Origin of the sequence: Gilliamella sp. BG7 (genome assembly GCF_046635565.1) — a bacterium.
Lineage (GTDB): Bacteria > Pseudomonadota > Gammaproteobacteria > Enterobacterales > Orbaceae > Gilliamella > Gilliamella apicola_P.
The window spans coordinates 31,718-51,584 of the sequence record NZ_JBIDFB010000014.1 but is presented as its reverse complement, the minus strand read 5'-3'; the positions used below and the strand labels follow the sequence as shown (position 1 = coordinate 51,584).

13 protein-coding genes and 1 pseudogene are annotated in these 19,867 nt (G+C 36.8%); 2 read left to right on the top strand and 12 right to left on the bottom strand.

Annotation, left to right across the window (positions count from 1 at the left end; translation table 11 throughout):
- From ACGH49_RS09625 to parE, 10 genes and pseudogenes are all read right to left on the bottom strand, one after another.
- Positions 1-77: pseudogene (locus tag ACGH49_RS09625) on the bottom strand (elongation factor Tu); the annotation flags it as partial.
- Positions 78-146: 69 nt separating this feature from the next.
- Positions 147-2,249 (bottom strand): elongation factor G, encoded by a 2,103-nt coding sequence (fusA, locus tag ACGH49_RS09620; RefSeq protein ID WP_065607909.1) that lies wholly within the window; start codon positions 2,247-2,249, stop codon positions 147-149.
- 113 nt (positions 2,250-2,362) lie between these two features.
- Positions 2,363-2,833 carry a 30S ribosomal protein S7 gene (gene rpsG / locus ACGH49_RS09615; protein ID WP_034915550.1) on the bottom strand — a complete coding sequence of 157 codons (471 nt, stop codon included), beginning with the start codon at positions 2,831-2,833 and terminating at the stop codon, positions 2,363-2,365.
- Positions 2,834-2,932: 99 nt separating this feature from the next.
- Positions 2,933-3,307 carry a 30S ribosomal protein S12 gene (gene rpsL / locus ACGH49_RS09610; RefSeq protein ID WP_034883792.1) on the bottom strand — a complete coding sequence of 125 codons (375 nt, stop codon included), beginning with the start codon at positions 3,305-3,307 and terminating at the stop codon, positions 2,933-2,935.
- A 308-nt stretch (positions 3,308-3,615) separates the two neighbouring features.
- Positions 3,616-4,926, bottom strand: coding sequence for an NCS2 family permease (locus ACGH49_RS09605; RefSeq protein WP_065561192.1), 1,311 nt, complete (start codon positions 4,924-4,926; stop codon positions 3,616-3,618).
- 199 nt (positions 4,927-5,125) lie between these two features.
- Positions 5,126-6,700: a TerC family protein gene (locus ACGH49_RS09600; protein ID WP_411589174.1), complete on the bottom strand. Its 1,575-nt coding sequence runs from the start codon at positions 6,698-6,700 to the stop codon at positions 5,126-5,128.
- Positions 6,701-6,842: 142 nt separating this feature from the next.
- Positions 6,843-8,285 carry a TrkH family potassium uptake protein gene (locus tag ACGH49_RS09595; RefSeq protein ID WP_065607913.1) on the bottom strand — a complete coding sequence of 481 codons (1,443 nt, stop codon included), beginning with the start codon at positions 8,283-8,285 and terminating at the stop codon, positions 6,843-6,845.
- A gap of 14 nt (positions 8,286-8,299) precedes the next feature.
- Positions 8,300-9,145: a co-chaperone DjlA gene (gene djlA / locus ACGH49_RS09590; protein WP_411589173.1), complete on the bottom strand. Its 846-nt coding sequence runs from the start codon at positions 9,143-9,145 to the stop codon at positions 8,300-8,302.
- A 1-nt stretch (position 9,146) separates the two neighbouring features.
- Entirely contained in the window at positions 9,147-11,375 is a 2,229-nt protein-coding gene (parC, locus tag ACGH49_RS09585) for a DNA topoisomerase IV subunit A (protein WP_411589172.1), read from the bottom strand.
- Between the two features lie 27 nt (positions 11,376-11,402).
- A complete protein-coding gene (parE, locus tag ACGH49_RS09580) occupies positions 11,403-13,292 on the bottom strand; it encodes a DNA topoisomerase 4 subunit B (RefSeq protein WP_411589171.1) in 1,890 nt (629 codons plus the stop codon).
- 457 nt (positions 13,293-13,749) lie between these two features.
- On the opposite strand from parE, the gene ACGH49_RS09575 reads away from it, so the two are divergent.
- Positions 13,750-15,144 (top strand): hypothetical protein, encoded by a 1,395-nt coding sequence (locus ACGH49_RS09575; protein ID WP_411589170.1) that lies wholly within the window; start codon positions 13,750-13,752, stop codon positions 15,142-15,144.
- Positions 15,145-15,817: 673 nt separating this feature from the next.
- Here ACGH49_RS09575 and dnaJ read toward each other — a convergent pair.
- Positions 15,818-16,945: a molecular chaperone DnaJ gene (gene dnaJ, locus ACGH49_RS09570; RefSeq protein ID WP_411589169.1), complete on the bottom strand. Its 1,128-nt coding sequence runs from the start codon at positions 16,943-16,945 to the stop codon at positions 15,818-15,820.
- Positions 16,946-17,074: 129 nt separating this feature from the next.
- Positions 17,075-18,991 carry a molecular chaperone DnaK gene (gene dnaK, locus ACGH49_RS09565; protein ID WP_411589168.1) on the bottom strand — a complete coding sequence of 639 codons (1,917 nt, stop codon included), beginning with the start codon at positions 18,989-18,991 and terminating at the stop codon, positions 17,075-17,077.
- A 228-nt stretch (positions 18,992-19,219) separates the two neighbouring features.
- Between dnaK and satP the strand changes: the two genes are divergently transcribed.
- Positions 19,220-19,798, top strand: a complete 579-nt coding sequence (satP, locus tag ACGH49_RS09560; protein ID WP_034911261.1) for an acetate uptake transporter — start codon at positions 19,220-19,222, stop codon at positions 19,796-19,798.
- Positions 19,799-19,867: the final 69 nt, after the last annotated feature.

The following is a 19,867-nucleotide window of genomic DNA, read 5'->3' as shown; positions in this document are numbered from 1 at the left end:
GTTTTCCCGTGGTCAACGTGGCCGATTGTACCAACGTTAACGTGGGGTTTTGTACGTTCAAATTTTTCTTTAGACATCTTAATGTTCCTTTATTAAATCGCTTCCCTTAAGTTATTAAGGGGAGCGTTACTTTATTTAGATAAAAATTATTTCGCTTTACGAGCTTCAATAATTGCGGTTGCAATATTTGTTGGTGCTTCATTGTACTTCAAAAACTCCATTGAGTAAGAAGCACGACCTTGAGTTTGTGAACGAAGATCTGTTGCGTAACCAAACATTTCTGAAAGTGGAACTTGTGCTTTAACTGTTTTACCAGTTGCAGTATCATCCATTCCTTCGATCATACCTCGACGGCGATTTAAATCACCGATAACATCACCCATATAATCTTCTGGAGTTTCGACTTCTACTTTCATAATTGGTTCTAAAAGCACAGGTTTAGCTTTCATGAAGCCATCTTTAAATGCCATTGAACCAGCAATTTTAAATGCCATTTCTGATGAGTCAACATCATGGTAAGAACCATCAAAGATAGTAACTTCAACATCAACGATTGGGTAACCAGCAAGAACACCATTTTTCATTTGTTCTTGACAGCCTTTGTCAACTGCAGGGATGTATTCTTTAGGAACCACACCACCAACAATTTCATTGTTGAATTTGTAGCCTTCGCCACCAGCCTCTAATGGTTTTATTTTTAACCACACATGACCGTACTGACCACGACCACCAGACTGACGAACAAATTTACCTTCTTGTTCTACTTCATTGCGAATTGTTTCACGGTAAGCAACTTGTGGTTTACCGACATTTGCTTCCACTTTAAATTCACGTTTCATACGATCAACGATAATTTCTAAGTGAAGCTCACCCATACCAGAAATAATAGTTTGACCTGATTCTTCATCAGTGTGAACACGGAATGAAGGGTCTTCTTGAGCAAGTCTACCTAAAGCAAGACCCATTTTTTCTTGGTCAGCTTTAGTTTTTGGTTCAACAGCAACCGAAATTACGGGTTCTGGGAATTCCATTCTTTCAAGAATAATTGGTGCGCTTTCAGCACAAAGAGTATCACCTGTTGTGACATCTTTAAGACCAATTGCAGCAGCAATATCGCCCGCACGAACTTCTTTAATTTCTTCACGTTTGTTAGCATGCATCTGAACGATACGACCAAAACGTTCTTTTTTATCTTTTACAGAGTTAAGAACAGTATCACCAGAGTTAACAACACCAGAGTAAACACGGAAAAATGTTAAGTTACCAACAAATGGGTCTGTTGCAATTTTGAACGCTAAAGATGAGAATGGTTCATCATCACTTGAGTGACGTTCAGCAGCTTCACCATTTGGTAATTCACCTTTGATTGCAGGTACATCAGTTGGTGCTGGTAAATACTCAATAACCGCATCAAGCATGAATTGTACCCCTTTGTTTTTAAAGGCACTACCACAAGTTACTAAGATGATTTCGTTGGCAAGTACGCGCTCACGCAATGCCGCTTTTACTTCTTGTTCAGTTAACTCTTCACCGCCAAGGTATTTTTCCATTAACTCTTCACTTGCTTCAGCTGCAGTTTCTATTAAGAAAGAACGCCATTCTTCAACTTGGTCAACCATGTCCGCTGGCACATCTTCATAAGTAAACGTTACACCTTGATCAGCATCATTCCAGTTAATTGCTTTACGTTTAAGTAAATCAACAACACCAGTAAATCCTTCTTCAGCACCGATTGGTAAAACTAAAGGAACTGGAACTGCTGCTAAACGAGTTTTAATTTGATCAACAACACGTAAGAAGTTGGCTCCCATACGGTCCATTTTGTTGACAAATGCAATACGTGGAACTTTATATTTGTTTGCTTGACGCCATACAGTTTCTGATTGAGGTTGAACACCGCCAACCGCACAGTAAACCATTACTGCACCATCAAGAACACGCATGGAACGTTCAACTTCGATTGTAAAGTCAACGTGTCCTGGTGTGTCGATGATGTTGATACGGTGTGGTTCAAATTGTTGTCCCATACCTGACCAGAATGCTGTTGTTGCCGCAGATGTGATAGTAATACCACGTTCTTGTTCTTGTTCCATCCAGTCCATGGTAGCTGCGCCATCATGAACTTCACCAATTTTGTGACTAACACCAGTATAAAACAAAATACGTTCAGTCGTTGTTGTTTTACCTGCGTCAATATGTGCACTGATACCGATGTTACGGTAGCGTGCTATAGGGGTTGTACGAGCCATATTAATCCTCTGTTTAGAATCGTTTGCTTAATAAAACATCATTTTGGTGACTGATAGCAGATAAGGGCTATCAGTCCTAATTCAAGTCACTTATACAACTATAAGAGAGAATATTACCAACGATAGTGTGCAAACGCTCTATTAGCTTCAGCCATACGATGAACATCTTCGCGTTTTTTCACAGCGGTACCTTTGTTTTCAAAAGCATCCATAAGTTCATTCGCTAGGCGTAAAGCCATTGATTTATCGCCACGTTTACGTGCAGCATCTACAATCCAACGCATTGCAAGTGCATTACGACGAACTGGACGCACTTCAACAGGAACTTGGTATGTAGAACCACCAACGCGACGTGACTTAACTTCTACAGTTGGTCTTACGTTATCTAATGCAACTTCAAAAGCTGCTAAGTGGTCTTTTCCACTACGCTCAGCTAATTTATCAAGAGCTGAATATACGATTGATTCTGCGATAGATTTTTTACCATCTATCATTAAAATATTTACAAATTTCGCCAGTAACTCTGAACCGAACTTCGGATCAGGAAGAATTTTTCTTTGACCGACAACATGACGACGTGGCATTGGAATACTCCGTTTATATGTTATAAATTTTCAGGTTTACCCAAAACTCAAATGAGTTAAATGGAATTATATAGTTTGGCCTTACTTAACGGAGTTCCATTAAGCTTTAGGTCGTTTAACACCGTATTTAGAACGGCTTTGTTTGCGATCTTTAACACCTGCGCAGTCTAATGCACCGCGAACAGTGTGGTAACGAACACCTGGTAAGTCTTTAACACGACCACCACGGATTAAAATTACGCTATGCTCTTGTAGATTGTGACCTTCACCACCGATATAAGAAGTAACTTCAAAACCGTTAGTTAAACGTACACGACATACTTTACGTAATGCTGAGTTTGGTTTTTTCGGTGTAGTTGTGTAAACACGAGTACAAACACCGCGTTTTTGCGGGCATGCTTCAAGGGCAGGAACGTTGCTTTTTGCTTCCTTTAGTGCTCTTGGTTTGCGTACCAGCTGATTAATTGTTGCCATTAATAAGCTCCTGATTAATTAAAATAAATTTAAAATTGCTTTTTAGATACGTAATTAATAACTGTAGACCAAAACCTATGCGTATAAGTTTTGGGTCGCAAGATTCTAGACCCCAGGGGAGATAATGTCAAGTTTTTGCGATCAATAAGTTCTTGATCTTGGTGTTAATTATTTATCGAAGGCGGTCGCTATTTTAATAGAAAGACACTAGATTTTAATTTTTATAATTAGGTACTGAGTATAGCACAATAAGTGCGTTAGGTATTTAGAAAAATTTCCCCATCGTAAGTAACGATGGGGAGTCATTTTTATTGATGATCAATAAAAATAAATTTTAAAGCAAATAGTAAAGCAAAAATTATTACACAAAGATTTAATTGTTTAAATTTGCCAGTAAAGGTTTTTAACACTACATAAGAGATAAAACCTAGTGCAACCCCTTCAGTAATTGCAAAGGCAAATGGCATCATAATTGCTGTAATAAAAGCTGGTGTTGCCTCTGTTAAGTCAGACCAGTTAACTTTAACTAAGCTTGAAACCATTAAAATGCCAACAAAAATAAGTGCGCCTGATGTTGCATAGGTAGGTACTAAATGTGCCAGTGGCGAGAAAAAGGCTACCAATAAGAATAATAGTCCAACTACTACTGCGGTTAATCCTGTTCGACCACCCACAGAGATACCTGCGGAACTTTCAATATAGGTTAACACTGATGATGTACCAAATAATCCACCTAAAGAGGAGCTAAAACTATCAATTAACAGCGCTTGACGCATTTTGGGGAATCGACCTTTTTCGTCACTAATGCCTGCTTTATCTGTTAGTGCTAAAATAGTGCCTGATGAGTCGAATAAGCTGACAATCATTATTGAAAATATTACACCCATAATACCAATATTTAGCGAACCTGCCAGATCAACATGGCCAACAACACTAGTTACACTAGGTGGCATAGACACAATGCCTTGGTAACTGATATTTGGATCAAGCCATAGTGCAAGTAGTGTTACTACTAAAATCGAAATTAATACAGCAGCATGAAAGTTGCGTGCCGCTAAAATAACAATAATGAAAAAACCTAGTGATCCTAATAGGACTTTAAGCGATAAGATATTCCCCATAGTTAATAGTGTGGAAGGAGAAGCGACTACAATGCCCATATTTTGAAATCCCATAAAAGCAATAAATAGTCCAATACCTGCACTAATACCTACACGCAGACATTGTGGAATATGTTCAATTAACCAGTGACGAACTTTAAATAGTGATAACGCAAAAAAGATTAAAGAACCCCAAAATATCGCTCCCATACCAATTTGCCAAGAATAGCCCATTGCCCCACATATGCCATAGGCAAAAAAGACGTTAAGCCCCATGGCAGGTGCTAATGCAATTGGTAAATTGGCAAATAGCCCCATTAAAATGGTAGCAAAGGCTGTTACGATACAAGTTAGAACAAAAACAGCAGAAGTATCCATACCTGTTGCTGATAAGATGGAAGGATTCACGAAGATGATATAAACCATTGTTAAAAAGGTAGTACAACCAGCGATAATTTCAGTACCGATAGTTGTTTTTTTCTCTTTCAATTGAAAGGTTTTTTCGAATATTGACTTCATAAGTTTAGGCCTAATTTAGATTGATAAGTAAGAGTAAAAGTTTATAAACAGTTTTACCTATTTTTTACTAAAGGGGAAAAATAAAAAAGATGAGGAGTATTTACTCCGCACCTTCAAATAAACAAAAATTTTCCAGCGTCAATTATTGCTAGTTATTTATTTTGGTCAAGCGTTATTCTAGTTATTTCTCTTTGCTGTATTATAATGCTACAGAATCAGGTTTATTTAACGTGATTTTTACTTTAAGAATTCTATGACTTTCTATTTCAGCTACTTCAAATAAATAATCGCCAATTTGCAAGGTTTCACCAACATTGAGTAAATGTTGAGCTTTTTCCATTAATAACCCTGCTAGGGTATGATATTCACGTTTATCATCAATCGGTATTGGTACAAAACGGACTAGCTCTTCAACTGGAATATAACCATTAGCAATCCAGCTATTATCATCTAGACATTGAATATCATGTTTAGCATCAATTTCCTCTTCTTCTGTTGGAAAATCACCAGCAATGGTTTCGATAATATCTGTTACCGAGACAACCCCCTGCATTGAACCAAATTCATCAACCACAAAAGCAAAATGAGTTTTGGCCTTTTTAAATTGTTCTAATGCAACCAGTAACGATACGGTTTCTGGAAAGATTAAAGGTTGTTTGATTAGTGAGTGTATATCGATCGGTGCTTTGCTTTGTAGTACATCTTTTAAAAGGTCATTAACTTGGATAATACCTAAAGGCTCATCAATTGAGTCATTATCAGTGACAACTAAACGAGAATGAGGATTATCAAAAATTTCTTTTATTATAACATCACGATCGTCATTAATATTGACCATATCAACATCAAGTCGAGATGTCATAATGCTACTGACCGAACGCTGTGCAAGTCCAAGTACTCGTTCAACCATGCTGAGTTCTTGATGATTAAACACTGATACTTTTTTATTAGTATCAGATACGATATCAATATTATGAGTATCTGGATCTTCCTCAGCATCACCTTTTAGTAGATGTAAAATAGCTTCTGCAGTACGTTCTCGTAGCGGTTTTTTATTTAATGCTTTACGGCGATTTAGTATGGCTAATTGATTAAAAAATTCAATCATGATTGAGAAACCGATCGCCGCATATAAGTAACCTTTTGGAATAATAAAATCAAAACCTTCGGCAACAAGGCTAAATCCTATCATTAATAAGAAGCTCAAACATAGGATCACAATGGTTGGATGGGCGTTGACAAAATTAGCCAATGGTTTGCTTGCAACCATCATAATGCCTATTGCTATGCAAACGGCAATAATCATCACAGGGATATGTTCGACCATTCCAACAGCTGTAATGACTGAATCAAGCGAGAACACAGCATCAAGTACAACTATTTGAGCAACGACAGTCCAGAAGTGAGATGTCTTTTTAGGTTTACCATCTTCATTTGATGTGCCTTCAAGGCGTTCATTTAGCTCCATGGTAGCTTTAAATAGCAAAAATATACCACCAATTAGCATAATTAGTTGTCGGGCATTAAAACTGATCTCGGATATCGAAAATAGCGGTGTAGTAAGTGTGACTAACCAACCCGTAAACATTAATAATAAAATTCGAGTGATTAATGCAAAAGCAAGACCGGTAACGCGGGCTTTATCTCGTTGTTGGGGGGGAAGTTTCTCGGCAAGAATGGCTATAAAAACAATGTTATCAATACCAAGGACGATTTCAAGTACAACCAGAGTGGATAAGCCAATCCAGATTGTAGGATCCATGATCCATTCCATATGTCAGGTGATTACCTCTAATAAATACAGCACATGCTGCGTTGTAATTCTGTCTGTAATTGAGCAAATAATCAATAAAATATTTATAAAAATTGCATATCCTGTTAAAAACTTTCCGGTAACTATATGTTTCAGTATAAATTTAGCTTTTCCAAAATGTTGGTGTGAATAAAACTAGTAAGGTAAATATTTCTAATCGCCCAAATAACATGTCAACCACCATTACCCATTTTACTATATCACTGACACTAGCAAAATTATCACTTACACTACCAAGACCGACCCCTAAATTGTTAAGTGATGATGCTACTATGTAAAAAGAGTCAGTGGCATCAATGCCTGTTGCCATAATAATAAATAAGCTAACTAAAAAGACCAACGTATATGCAGAAAAGAATCCCCAAATCGCTTCGATTATGCGTTCAGAAACCACGCGATTATTTAATTTTAAAGTATAAATAGCGTTAGGATGAATAAGGCGCTTTAGTTCACGTGAGCCTTGCATAAACAAAATTAACACACGAACCACTTTTAAACCGCCACCCGTTGATCCCGCACAACCACCAATAAATGAAGCGCACAATAAAAAGATTGGTAATGATGATGGCCATGTGTTGATATCATCGACACTAAAGCCTGCTGTTGATGATATGGATACTACTTGTAAGATAATTTTATCAATGCTCAGGCGGTGTGGTTTATAGAAATAAATAACAATTGTACAGATAGCAACTAGTATCAGTAGAATAAATATAAATATTCTTAACTCTTGATCACGCCAGTACTCTTTAATCGAAAAGCCACTTAGTGCGGCAAAATGGAGCGCAAAATTACAGCCGGATAAAATCAAAAAGAGGGTGACAATGTAATTGATTACCGGACTATTAAAATAGGCTAAATTATCATCATGGGTTGAAAACCCTCCCATTGATATTGTAGAGAAACTATGTGACACAGCATCAAATACATTCATACCGGCCAGCCAGAGACAAATAGCACAAAGCGTTGTTAGCAAAATATAAATTGACCAAAGTGTTTTAGCTGTTTCAGCAATACGTGGACGCATTTTACTGTCTTTTTGCGGACCGGGAATTTCGGCACGATAAAGTTGCATTCCCCCTACCCCCAGTAATGGTAAGATAGCAACAGCTAGCACAATAATCCCCATCCCTCCAAGCCATTGCAATAATTGGCGATAGAAAAGTAAAGCTTTAGGTAGATGATCTAACTTAACAATTGTGGTGGCACCTGTTGTGGTTAAGCTTGAAAATGATTCAAAAAATGCAGTATTTAAATTTAAATTAATATGTGTATCAAAAATAAAAGGAAAAGCGCCAATTGATCCTAGAACAACCCAAAATAGTACGACGATAAAAAAGCCTTCACGTGTGCTCAGCTCGTGGCGATGATTACGATTAGGAAACCATAGTGCAATTCCTAAAATTAAGGCAACAAAAAAAGAGCGAACAAAAATTGTACCAGCCCCATCGCGATAGATTAATGCAACAAGTGCTGGTAATAACATGAATATCGATAATAGGGATACTAATAAACCGATAATTCGTAAAATTGATCGCCAATGCATCATGATGATAGTCTCTACTTAAATCCACGTGATGCTTTGATAAGATCATAGGCCGCTTGAATCTCTTGTGCACGTTTTTTGGCGGTTTCAAGCATCTCTTTCGGTAAGCCTTTCGATACTAACTTATCAGGATGATGCTCATTCATTAATTTACGATAAGCTCTTTTTATTTCTGAGATTTCAGCTGTAGCTGCAACACCTAAAATTTTGTAAGCATTTTGTAGGTCGGATTGTGGTGAGCGGCCTTGATAATTTCCATAATTATTACTGCGTTGGTATTGGCCTCGTTGTCCGTGTTGGTTACTATAGCCATTTTGACGGAAGTGATAACTTCCCATCATCATTTGGATATATATTGCCATTTGTTGACGCGGAATATTAAATTCTTCAGCCACAATAAATAAAATTTGTTGTTCTTTCTCGTCTAAAACGCCATCAACTAATGCGGCTTGGATCAATTGCTCACAAAAAATATTTAACACATTACGTCGAAAACGATATTGTGCGTATAGCTCAGCCAAACGAGATCTTAGTGGGTAGTCACTTGCTTTACCATTATTAAATGAATCTTGTGCTAGTTTTCGGCCGTTTCGGTCAAGTTGTAATCTATCCATAAATTGACTAGCAAGATTAATATCATCTTGTGTGACGACCCCTTTAGCTTTACTTAAGTGACCTAGAACTTCAAAAACAACAGTTAAATAAAGTGTTGGATTTGCTTGTGTTCTTTGTTCGGTCAATTTATTACAAAACGTGCGGTAAAGCATTGGCCCAACAAAAAGCCCAAGAATAAATCCCCATCCTGTTTTTAATACAGTGCTCAAAACAAAGCCTGCAATTATTGCCCAGATAAAAGACATATTATTCGTTCACCTCTATTTTATCTATCTTTTGTAAACCTCTCGGTAATGGTGTACCTTTTCGTGCTCGCTCTACCTTAAATTTTTGTAAATCAGCAGGATATAATGTAAGTTTGCGTTTACCAGCATATAACGTTATTGAGTTGTCTTGCTTAATTAATAGAGTATAAGCAAGGCAGTCATCAGCATCTGAAAGTGATACAATTTTATTTCCTTTACCTTTAGCGAGCTCAGGTAAATCTTTTACAGGAAATATGAGCATTCTCCCTGCTTTGGTGATTGATAGTAGTAAACTATCTTCAGATGTGATTTCAATTGGTGGTAATATTTTAGATTCTTTAGGCAAATTAATAATTGCTTTACCATTACGATTGCGAGCAACCAAATCACTAAATTGACCAATAAATCCATAACCAGCACTTGAAGCAAGTAATAATTTTTGGTTATCATTTTGAGACATGAGCACATGTTCAACTGTTGCACCAGCGGGTAGTGCTAATTTACCAGTTAATGGTTCGCCTTGACTTCGTGCTGATGGTAACGTGTTTGGTTCTATAGCATAACTACGTCCCGTTGAATCGATGAAAATAACAGGTTGATTACTTTTGCCTTTGGCGGCAGCTTTAAAACTATCACCGGATTTATAACTTAAACCAGTAGGATCAATATCATGACCTTTTGCTGTTCTTACCCAACCCATTTCAGATAAAACGACAGTAACAGGTTCAGATGGTGTTAACTCTTGTTCACTAATAGCTTTAGCTTCACTGCGCTCAACAATTGGAGAACGACGGTCATCACCATATTTTTCAGCATCCTCTTTTAGCTCTTTTTTAATTAAATTACTCAATTTTTTAGGTGAAGCTAACAAAGCTTGCAGATGATCACGCTCTTTTGCAAGCTCACTTTGTTCGCCTTTAATGCGCATCTCTTCAAGTTTGGCTAAATGGCGAAGTTTTAACTCTAAAATCGCTTCGGCTTGAATTTCAGTTAAGGCAAAACGATTAATTAATTCTTGTTTAGGTTCATCTTCGTGACGAATAATTTCGATGACTTCATCAATATTTAAAAAAGCAATTAATAAGCCATCGAGAGTATGGAGTCTTTTTAATATTTTATCTAAACAGTAATTTAAACGTCGAGTGACGGTATTTTTTCGATACTCTAACCATTCAGTAAGAATTTCAACTAAGCCTTTTACTGATGGGCGATTATCAAGCCCAATCATATTCATATTAACCCGATAACTTTTTTCGAGATCGGTTGTGGCAAATAGATGATTCATCACTTGCTCTAAATCTACTCGATTTGAACGTGGCACAATGACCAGACGAGTTGGATTTTCGTGATCAGACTCATCACGTAAATCTTCAATTAAAGGTAGTTTTTTGGCTCGCATCTGAGAAGCTATTTGTTCTAAGATTTTAGCACCCGAAACTTGATGAGGCAGATCTGTAATTACAATATCACCTTCTTCTTTCTTCCAGACAGCACGCATACGGATTGAACCACGCCCCGTTTTATAGATTTTCGCTATGTCTTCTGGTGAAGTAATAATTTCAGCTTCTGTTGGGAAATCAGGGCCTTGTATGTGAGCCATTACTTCGTTGAGCGTCGCATTGGGGTTATCAGCAAGCATAATTACCGCATTCGCGACTTCACGAAGGTTATGAGGCGGTATATCAGTTGCCATGCCGACCGCGATACCTGTTGTACCATTTAATAAAATGTTGGGTAATCTAGCCGGTAACATTTTAGGTTCTTGTAAAGTACCATCAAAGTTAGGCATATAATCAACCGTTCCTTGTCCTAGTTCACCTAATAATAGTTCGGCATATTTTGACAAACGTGATTCAGTGTAACGCATAGCGGCAAATGATTTAGGATCATCAGGAGCCCCCCAGTTACCTTGCCCATCAACTAATGGATAGCGATATGAAAATGGTTGCGCCATGAGCACCATCGCTTCATAACAGGCACTATCACCATGAGGATGATATTTACCAAGCACATCCCCGACGGTACGCGCAGATTTTTTAAATTTGGCTTGTACGTTAAGTCCTAATTCAGACATAGCATAAACAATGCGTCGTTGCACTGGTTTTAAGCCATCCCCAATAAATGGCAAGGCACGATCCATAATGACATACATTGAGTAGTTTAAATAGGCGCTTTCGGTAAAAGTGCGTAACGACTGGATTTCTACTCCGTCATGAGTTATCTCACTCATTATTGTTCCTCTAAATCATTCTGTTTGTTAGACATCAAGTTCAACTTGATCACCTTTTTCTTGTAACCATTCGCGGCGATCTTCTGAGCGTTTTTTAGCAAGTAGCATATCCATTAATGCCATCGTTTGCTCAGCATCATCAAGCGAAAGCTGTACTAAACGACGCGTATTGGGATCCATTGTTGTTTCGCGTAGTTGTAGTGGATTCATTTCACCTAGACCTTTAAAGCGCTGCACATTGGGCTTGCCTTTTTTACGTTTAAGCTGTTCTAAAATGCCTTCTTTTTCTTCTTCATCTAGGGCGTAATGAACTTCTTTTCCTAAATCGATGCGGTAAAGCGGCGGCATAGCAACAAAGACATGCCCATGTTCAACCATGGTACGAAAGTGCCGAACAAATAAAGCACAAAGTAATGTTGCAATATGTAGTCCATCTGAGTCGGCATCGGCTAAAATACAGATTTTACCATAACGTAATTGGCTTAAATCATCGCTATCTGGATCGATACCGATAGCAACAGAAATATCATGGATTTCTTGTGAGCCTAGTACTTCATCGGACGAGACTTCCCATGTATTTAAGATTTTGCCTTTAAGAGGCATAATGGCTTGATATTCACGATCTCGTGCTTGTTTAGCCGAACCTCCCGCAGAATCTCCTTCCACTAAAAACAGTTCAGTACGACTTAAGTCTTGTGATGAGCAATCGGCCAATTTGCCTGGTAATGCTGGACCACTGGTTAATTTCTTTCGAATGACTTTTTTGGACGCTTTTAAGCGTTTTTGTGCACTTGAAATTACCATTTCAGCTAGTAATTCGGCTATTTGTACATTTTGATTCAACCAAAGACTAAATGCATCTTTCACAATAGCCGAAACAAATGCCGCACTTTGGCGCGATGATAAGCGCTCTTTAGTTTGGCCCGCAAACTGAGGCTCTTGCATTTTGACTGAAATAACATAGGCACAGCGTTCCCATATATCATCGGCGGTTAATTTTAATCCTCGTGGTAACAAATTGCGAAACTCACAAAACTCACGCATTGCGTCTAATAATCCTTGACGTAAACCATTAACATGGGTACCGCCTTGTACGGTTGGGATTAAGTTAACGTAACTTTCAGTTAATAATTCTCCACCTTCGGGCATCCAAAGCAGTGCCCATTCAACGGCTTCTGTTTCGCCAGTATGATTACCTGTAAAAGGCGTTTCAGGTAAAAGAGAGTAACCGCTGACAGATTCCATTAGATAATCTTTTAGGCCATCTTCATAACACCAACATTGTTCGGTATTATTGATTTCATCTTTAAAAATAATTTCAAGGCCAGGGCAAAGCACCGCTTTAGCTTTTAGTAGATGTGATAAGCGTGGGACAGAAAATCTAGGAGAATCAAAATATTTTTCGTCAGGCCAAAAATGAACTTTGGTACCTGTATTACGACGACCACAAGTGCCCGTAATATGCAGATCTTCAACTTTATTACCGTTTTCAAAAGCTATTTCGTACACTTGTCCATCACGATGAACTGTAACTTCAACACGTTTTGATAATGCATTGACTACCGAAATACCTACACCGTGTAAACCACCTGAAAATTGGTAATTTTTGTTCGAGAACTTTCCGCCAGCATGTAAACGACAAAGCAATAATTCAATCGCGGGTACACCTTCTTCAGGGTGAATATCAACCGGCATTCCTCGCCCATCGTCGATAACTTCTAGTGAATTATCTTGAAAAAGGGTAACCTTAATTTTACGAGCATGACCTGCGATAGCTTCATCAACACTGTTATCAATGACTTCTTGCCCTAAATGGTTTGGTCGGCTTGTGTCAGTGTACATTCCAGGTCGATGACGAACTGGATCAAGCCCTTTTAAGACTTCAATATCAACGGCATTATAAGTAGATTGCGACATAATTTCTATTTATTCGAATAAATGACGGCTATTATACCAATCTTTGCACAATAAGACCAAGGTCAATGGTTAAGGCGCTTAACAAAGTGACAATATAAGCTATCAATTAGGTAAGGTAAGGTAACCTAAACAATACAATTTTTTTAAGAAGTAAAATAAAATTTATTTATAAAAATTCAGAAACATTTATACTTGCTCCTGATGTTAGTTGTTAATTAGTACTTATTTCATGGATTTATTTTGACTTTTTAATAAAAAGATAAAATAAAAATAATAAAATCAATATTGGAAAAGGAAATTAATAATGTTAAAAACAGTTATTTACCAATTTAGGAAATTCAATAGCAATTATAAGCATTTTATCGTTTCGATTTTTACCTCTTTTTTTCATTCTTTTAAAAAACAATTTTATAAAACAAAATATATATTACATTATTTTGTATTATGCTTATTTTTAATGATCTCCCATACCTATTATGCTAATGCGTTAACAGCTAAGACATTAGATGTGATACACGGTCATGCCCCCTATCTTTCTTTTGATAGTGGCGCTACCAAAGGAGAAATTCAAGCATTATTAGGCATAAGACTATCTGATGGGCGTGAGTATGTGCCAGAAATGGGCAGGTCAAATTTATACCCAAATGCTATGATAGCTTCTCCGGATGAGATAATTGAGTTACCAAGTAGTGCAGAATCTTTTGACAGTATCCAAACTCTTATACCGTTATCGAGTAATAGCAGTTACCCGAAGATTAATTTAAGAGATCTAATAGTGACAAATAATTATTGGGTGGATGATGATGGCGATAATAATGTCGATATGACTGGTCTACTAGAGCTTATATGGTATGATGTAAATAGTGTTGACATTACAAACACTATCAAAAACAATCCTACGAGTAAATTTGATCCCTGCTCAGCACCTTATCAGTTACATCTTAAAGTAAGAGATGCTCAACTATCGACTTTGTATGGCGAACCCAAGATAACAAATTTTGGTACGTCGTGGAGTCTTGGTAGTGCAAGTCAAACATATATTCTTAATCCAAAAATATCAGCAAATGAAGCACGGATTTGTTATGCCCAACCTCCGGGAATGTATGGTATGCCAGGTAAAAACTGGAACAACTTGCATGGCTTTCATGTAAATAATATTAATAATCCAAAGGATAATTTTCCAACTACGGGGTCAGATAATCTCAGTTTTTATTTACTGTTAACAGGTATTACACCTCAACAAGTAATCAATGCTAATGGCACTACGGTTTCAGCTGTAAGTGGAGGTAGTTCGGTGAATATATTATTAAGTGCAGAAAAACTTAACCAAAATTCAAATCAAAATAAATTACAATTAAAAATAACATTAAAAGGCCCAAATAAAGATTCAAATAATAAAAACTTTAATCCCTCTTTGTTTAAACTTTACGCAGACAGTAACCACAACCAGCTACTTTATAGTTTTAAGTTAGAGCGTTGGTATATAGCGAAACCGGATTTGGGTACAGATTATAACCAAGCTAAAAATTTTTGTAATGGTTTAGGTAGTAATTATCGTGTTCCTAGCGTTGGGGATTATACCAATGCGAATGACGGTTATTCTTGGATGTGGGGTGAGCCAGGGCAAAAAAATGAAAGTTTGAGACAACTCAGTTACCAAAGAGGTAATCGCTGGATAGGTGGTCTATTTAATGAGTGGGGATCTTTTAATACTAATGTTAGTGATTGGAATTTTCCATCATACTGGGCATCTGAGTCGTATCAAGACAAACAGTATATCATCATGAGTTATGGACAAATTTTTTTAAATAATCCTGATAGTATTGCCGGATTAGCTTGTGTGACACCTTAAAAGATATAGTTTGGTTAAGTAAATATCACTATCAAATGACAACTAACAAAGTGAAACTTAGGTGAGCTACACTAATGCATATTTTTTAAGAGAGACATTATTAAAAATTTTGAGTGTTAAATTAGTTAGTTTTAAGAGGATTGTTAACGTAACATTATATTATTAAAACAATCCTTGTTTATCTATTTTAGAAATTACCCACGTTGATTGCAGCAATTTGAGAAATTACTGACTAGGATAAGAGATATGGCGTATATCATTAAGGAATAAATAACCATCCCCGATTTGAGCAAATGTTTTATGGTATCAGTTGTCCAACCATTTTTATAACTTGCTAAAAAAACCTGATTAAAGCTATTCGTCACTTAAGCCAGTGTAAAAACAAACGTTATAAAACCATTAATTATTGAATTAAATATTCATTTAAATTTGAAAAATTTGCTGAAAATAAATTAAGGCAACAAGCTAAAACACTATAATAAAAACTATTCGGGAAAACGACTATTTGTAGACACAAAATGTTTACTTTTACTTAAAAATTAAAGAAATCAGAAACCAGAGAATATTTATTCATTGGCATAGATAGGGTTTACTATTTTAATAATTAGCGTGGCTGGTAGAATAACCATGACTTCAACCACGCTATTATTACTTTGCTTTTTATATTGCGATATTAACCAAAAAACGTTTTTACTTTATCAAAAAAGTTTTTTTCTTTGGGGCTATGTTTAGCGTTTTTATCGGCTTTAAAGCTTTCGCCTAATTCTTTAAGCAACTCTTTTTGTTTATTGGTTAAATTAACTGGTGTTTCAACCACAACATGGCAGTAAAGATCACCTATAGCATTACCACGCAATGATTTTATGCCTTTGCCTCGTAGTCGGAACATTTTTCCTGTTTGAGTTTCAGCAGGAATTGTTAAGCTGACCTTGCCATTAAGGGTCGGCACTTCAACTTCGCCACCAAGTGATGCTAATACAATATTAATTGGAATTTCACAATGTAAGTTTGTACCGTCTCGTTCAAAAATAGCATGTGATTTAACTTGCACTTGTACGTATAAATCACCAGATGGCGCACCATTTAATCCAGCTTCACCTTCACCAGAAAGTCGGATACGATTTCCTGTATCAACACCAGCAGGAATAGTAACAGATAATGTTTTTGTTTTTTGTACTCGGCCTTCACCGTGACATTTTTTACATGGATTTTTAACAACTTTACCACGACCATGACAAGTTGGACACTCTTGTTGCACAGCAAAAAAGCCTTGGCGCATTTGTACAACACCGGTACCATGACATGTGTTACACGTTACCACATCAGAAGACTTTTCGGCTCCTTTTCCATGGCAAGTATCACAGCTTACCCATGTTGGGACTTTAATTTCTTTACTAACACCGGCAGCAGCTTCTTCTAATGATAGTGTGATATTGTATTGTAAATCATTGCCTCGAGTTTCGGTTTGACTGCCCCTACGACCACCGCCAAAAAAATCACTAAATATGTCATCAAACGCTCCGCCTGCAAAACCGCCAAAACCGCCGAATCCTCCAGTTCCACCTTGTCCTTGTTCAAAAGCAGCATGACCATATTGATCATAAGCGGCTTTTTTTTGCGGATCAGTTAAGATTTCATAAGCTTCTTTAACTTCTTTAAATTTTGCTTCAGCTTCGGCTTTGTTATCCTGATTTTTATCGGGATGATATTTCATGGCTAGGCGTTTATAGGCTTTTTTTATCTCACTTTCACTGGCACTTTTACTAACGCCCAATGTCTCATAATAATCTTTCTTCGCCATAATTAACCTTTATTATTATCTGTTTTCATAAACAACTAAACGGGCTTGAGTTACCTCGCGCCCGTTTAATGTATTACATGTTTAAAACTTGTTGAAATAACTCATTATAAAAATAGTAATTAATAATGATTATTTTTTATCATCATCAACTTCTTTGAAATCAGCATCAACAACATCATCTTGCGAGGTGGAGCTTCCACTATTTGTTTCTGCACTTTGAGCTGCTTGAGCTTGTTGTTGTGCTAATTCAAGCAATTTTTTAGAAGCTTCCATTAATGCATTAATTTTTGCTTCAATTTCTGCTTTATCTTCGCCACGAGCGGCAGTTTCTAAAGCACTTACTGCTTCTTCAATCGCTTTTTTATCATCAGCTGATAACTGATCACCCGCTTCAGTCACTTGTTTACGTGTTGAATGAACTAGATGATCTGCTTGGTTACGAGTTTGAGCTAGTTCTTCAAATTTACGGTCTGCATCGGCATTTGCTTCTGCGTCGTTTACCATTTTTTGAATCTCTTCTTCACTTAATCCTGAAGAGGCTTTAATCGTAATTTTTTGTTCACGTCCAGTATTTTTGTCTTTCGCAGATACATGCAAAATACCATCAGCATCAATATCAAAAGTAACTTCAATTTGTGGCATACCGCGAGGTGCAGGTTGAATACCGTCTAGGTTGAATTGACCTAATGATTTGTTATCACCCGCACGTTTACGTTCGCCTTGCAATACATGAATGGTTACTGCTGATTGATTATCTTCAGCTGTTGAGAACACTTGACTATGTTTTGTTGGAATAGTTGTGTTCTTTTCAATTAAAGTTGTCATTACACCACCCATAGTCTCAATACCTAAAGACAATGGAGTTACATCAAGTAATAAAACATCTTTAACATCACCACCAAGTACACCACCTTGAACAGCTGCACCAACAGCAACCGCTTCGTCAGGGTTTACATCTTTACGTGGCTCTTTACCAAAGAAGTCAGCAACCGCTTTTTGAACCATTGGCATACGAGTTTGTCCACCAACAAGAATAACGTCTTTAATGTCAGAAACAGAAAGACCTGCATCTTGTAATGCTGTTTTTACAGGATCCATTGAACGTTTAACTAAATCTTCTACTAATGATTCTAATTTAGCGCGAGTCACTTTAATATTTAAATGTTTTGGACCACTTGCATCAGCAGTGATATAAGGTAAATTAATATCAGTCTGTTGCGCTGATGATAATTCAATTTTCGCTTTTTCTGCCGCTTCTTTTAATCGTTGCATTGCTAGCGGATCATTTTTTAGATCGAAGTTTTGTTCACGTTTAAATTCGTCAACCAAATAATTGATTAAGCGTGAGTCAAAATCTTCACCACCTAAGTGAGTATCACCATTTGTTGCTAATACTTCAAAGGTTTTTTCGCCATCAACATCGTCAATTTCGATAATAGAAATATCAAATGTACCACCACCAAGGTCATAAACCGCTATAGTTCGGTTACCTACATCTTTATCTAAACCATAAGCAAGCGCTGCAGCTGTTGGTTCGTTGATGATACGTTTTACATCAAGTCCTGCAATACGACCAGCATCTTTAGTTGCTTGACGTTGTGCATCGTTAAAATAAGCAGGTACAGTAATAACCGCTTCAGTCACTGCTTCACCAAGATAATCTTCTGCTGTTTTTTTCATTTTTTTCAATACTTCAGCAGAAATTTGTGGTGGTGCAATTTTTTGACCTTTAACATCAACCCATGCGTCGCCATTGTCAGCTTTTACGATCTTATATGGCATGATGCTAACGTCACGTTGTACTTCGGCATCTTCAAAACGACGACCAATTAAACGTTTAATTGCAAATAGTGTATTTTGTGGATTGGTTACTGCTTGACGTTTTGCTGGTTGACCAACTAAGATTTCCCCATCTTGTGTGTAAGCAATAATGGAAGGGGTTGTACGATCGCCTTCAGCGTTTTCTAATACTTTTGCTTGACCATTGTCCATTACAGCAACACATGAATTTGTTGTACCTAAATCAATACCAATAATTTTACCCATAATCTTTTCTCCTCAAAACCTGTATTTTATTTCTTGTATATAAGTCTTAAATTTTAATTTTCAATCCTTTACTTCACAAAGAAATGCTTTTTGTTTTCACATAAATGGGAACGTTATTATTAATATCAAGGGGCAAAAAAAAATAATTTTTCTAAAACCTTGATTATAGCGTTTTCTACACTTATTATTGCCGCTCTTTAATCATCTTACTTAATTTATAGGATCCTTATGGAACAAACAAAACTTGCAAATCCTGGCCCTCTTGGCTTAATGGGATTTGGTATGACAACAATTTTATTGAATATTCATAATGCTGGATTTTTTCCTGCTATGACAGTAATTGTCTCAATGGGTATTTTTTATGGAGGCCTTGCGCAAGTCATTGCTGGCATTTTAGAATTTCGAAAAGGTAATACGTTTGGTACAACGGCATTTACTTCTTATGGTTTCTTTTGGATTGCGTTAGTGGGTATTTGGTATTTACCAACTTCACCAGCGACAGCGCCATCTGATGCCACTTTTGTTGGTATTTTCCTTGCGTTATGGGGAATTTTTACTGGCTTTATGTTTATTGGTACATTAAAAGGCAACCGCGCATTACAATTTGTTTTTGCTAGTTTAACCGTTTTATTTGCTTTATTAGCTATTGGTAATATTTCAGGTAACCATGGCATTATTCATATTGCAGGTTTTGAAGGCATTATTTGTGGAGCAAGTGCTGTTTATTTAGCAATGGCAGAAGTGATTAATGAGCAATTTGGTCGTACGGTTTTACCGATTGGTGCACCTAAAGGCGCTGCACATTAATAATTTAATTTAGTCTATCGTTAATAAAAAACGGGGAATATTCCCCGTTTTTTTATATCAAATAATTAT

Bases quoted from the DNA above. Each gene is read 5' to 3' on its own strand.
- parC (WP_411589172.1), bottom strand. From the start codon at position 11,375: ATGAGTGAGATAACTCATGACGGAGTAGAAATCCAGTCGTTACGCACT.
- ACGH49_RS09600 (WP_411589174.1), bottom strand. From the start codon at position 6,700: ATGGAATGGATCATGGATCCTACAATCTGGATTGGCTTATCCACTCTG.
- satP (WP_034911261.1), top strand. From the start codon at position 19,220: ATGGAACAAACAAAACTTGCAAATCCTGGCCCTCTTGGCTTAATGGGA.
- dnaK (WP_411589168.1), bottom strand. From the start codon at position 18,991: ATGGGTAAAATTATTGGTATTGATTTAGGTACAACAAATTCATGTGTT.
- ACGH49_RS09595 (WP_065607913.1), bottom strand. From the start codon at position 8,285: ATGCATTGGCGATCAATTTTACGAATTATCGGTTTATTAGTATCCCTA.
- djlA (WP_411589173.1), bottom strand. From the start codon at position 9,145: ATGTCTTTTATCTGGGCAATAATTGCAGGCTTTGTTTTGAGCACTGTA.
- dnaJ (WP_411589169.1), bottom strand. From the start codon at position 16,945: ATGGCGAAGAAAGATTATTATGAGACATTGGGCGTTAGTAAAAGTGCC.
- rpsG (WP_034915550.1), bottom strand. From the start codon at position 2,833: ATGCCACGTCGTCATGTTGTCGGTCAAAGAAAAATTCTTCCTGATCCG.
- ACGH49_RS09605 (WP_065561192.1), bottom strand. From the start codon at position 4,926: ATGAAGTCAATATTCGAAAAAACCTTTCAATTGAAAGAGAAAAAAACA.
- rpsL (WP_034883792.1), bottom strand. From the start codon at position 3,307: ATGGCAACAATTAATCAGCTGGTACGCAAACCAAGAGCACTAAAGGAA.
- ACGH49_RS09575 (WP_411589170.1), top strand. From the start codon at position 13,750: ATGATCTCCCATACCTATTATGCTAATGCGTTAACAGCTAAGACATTA.
- parE (WP_411589171.1), bottom strand. From the start codon at position 13,292: ATGTCGCAATCTACTTATAATGCCGTTGATATTGAAGTCTTAAAAGGG.
- fusA (WP_065607909.1), bottom strand. From the start codon at position 2,249: ATGGCTCGTACAACCCCTATAGCACGCTACCGTAACATCGGTATCAGT.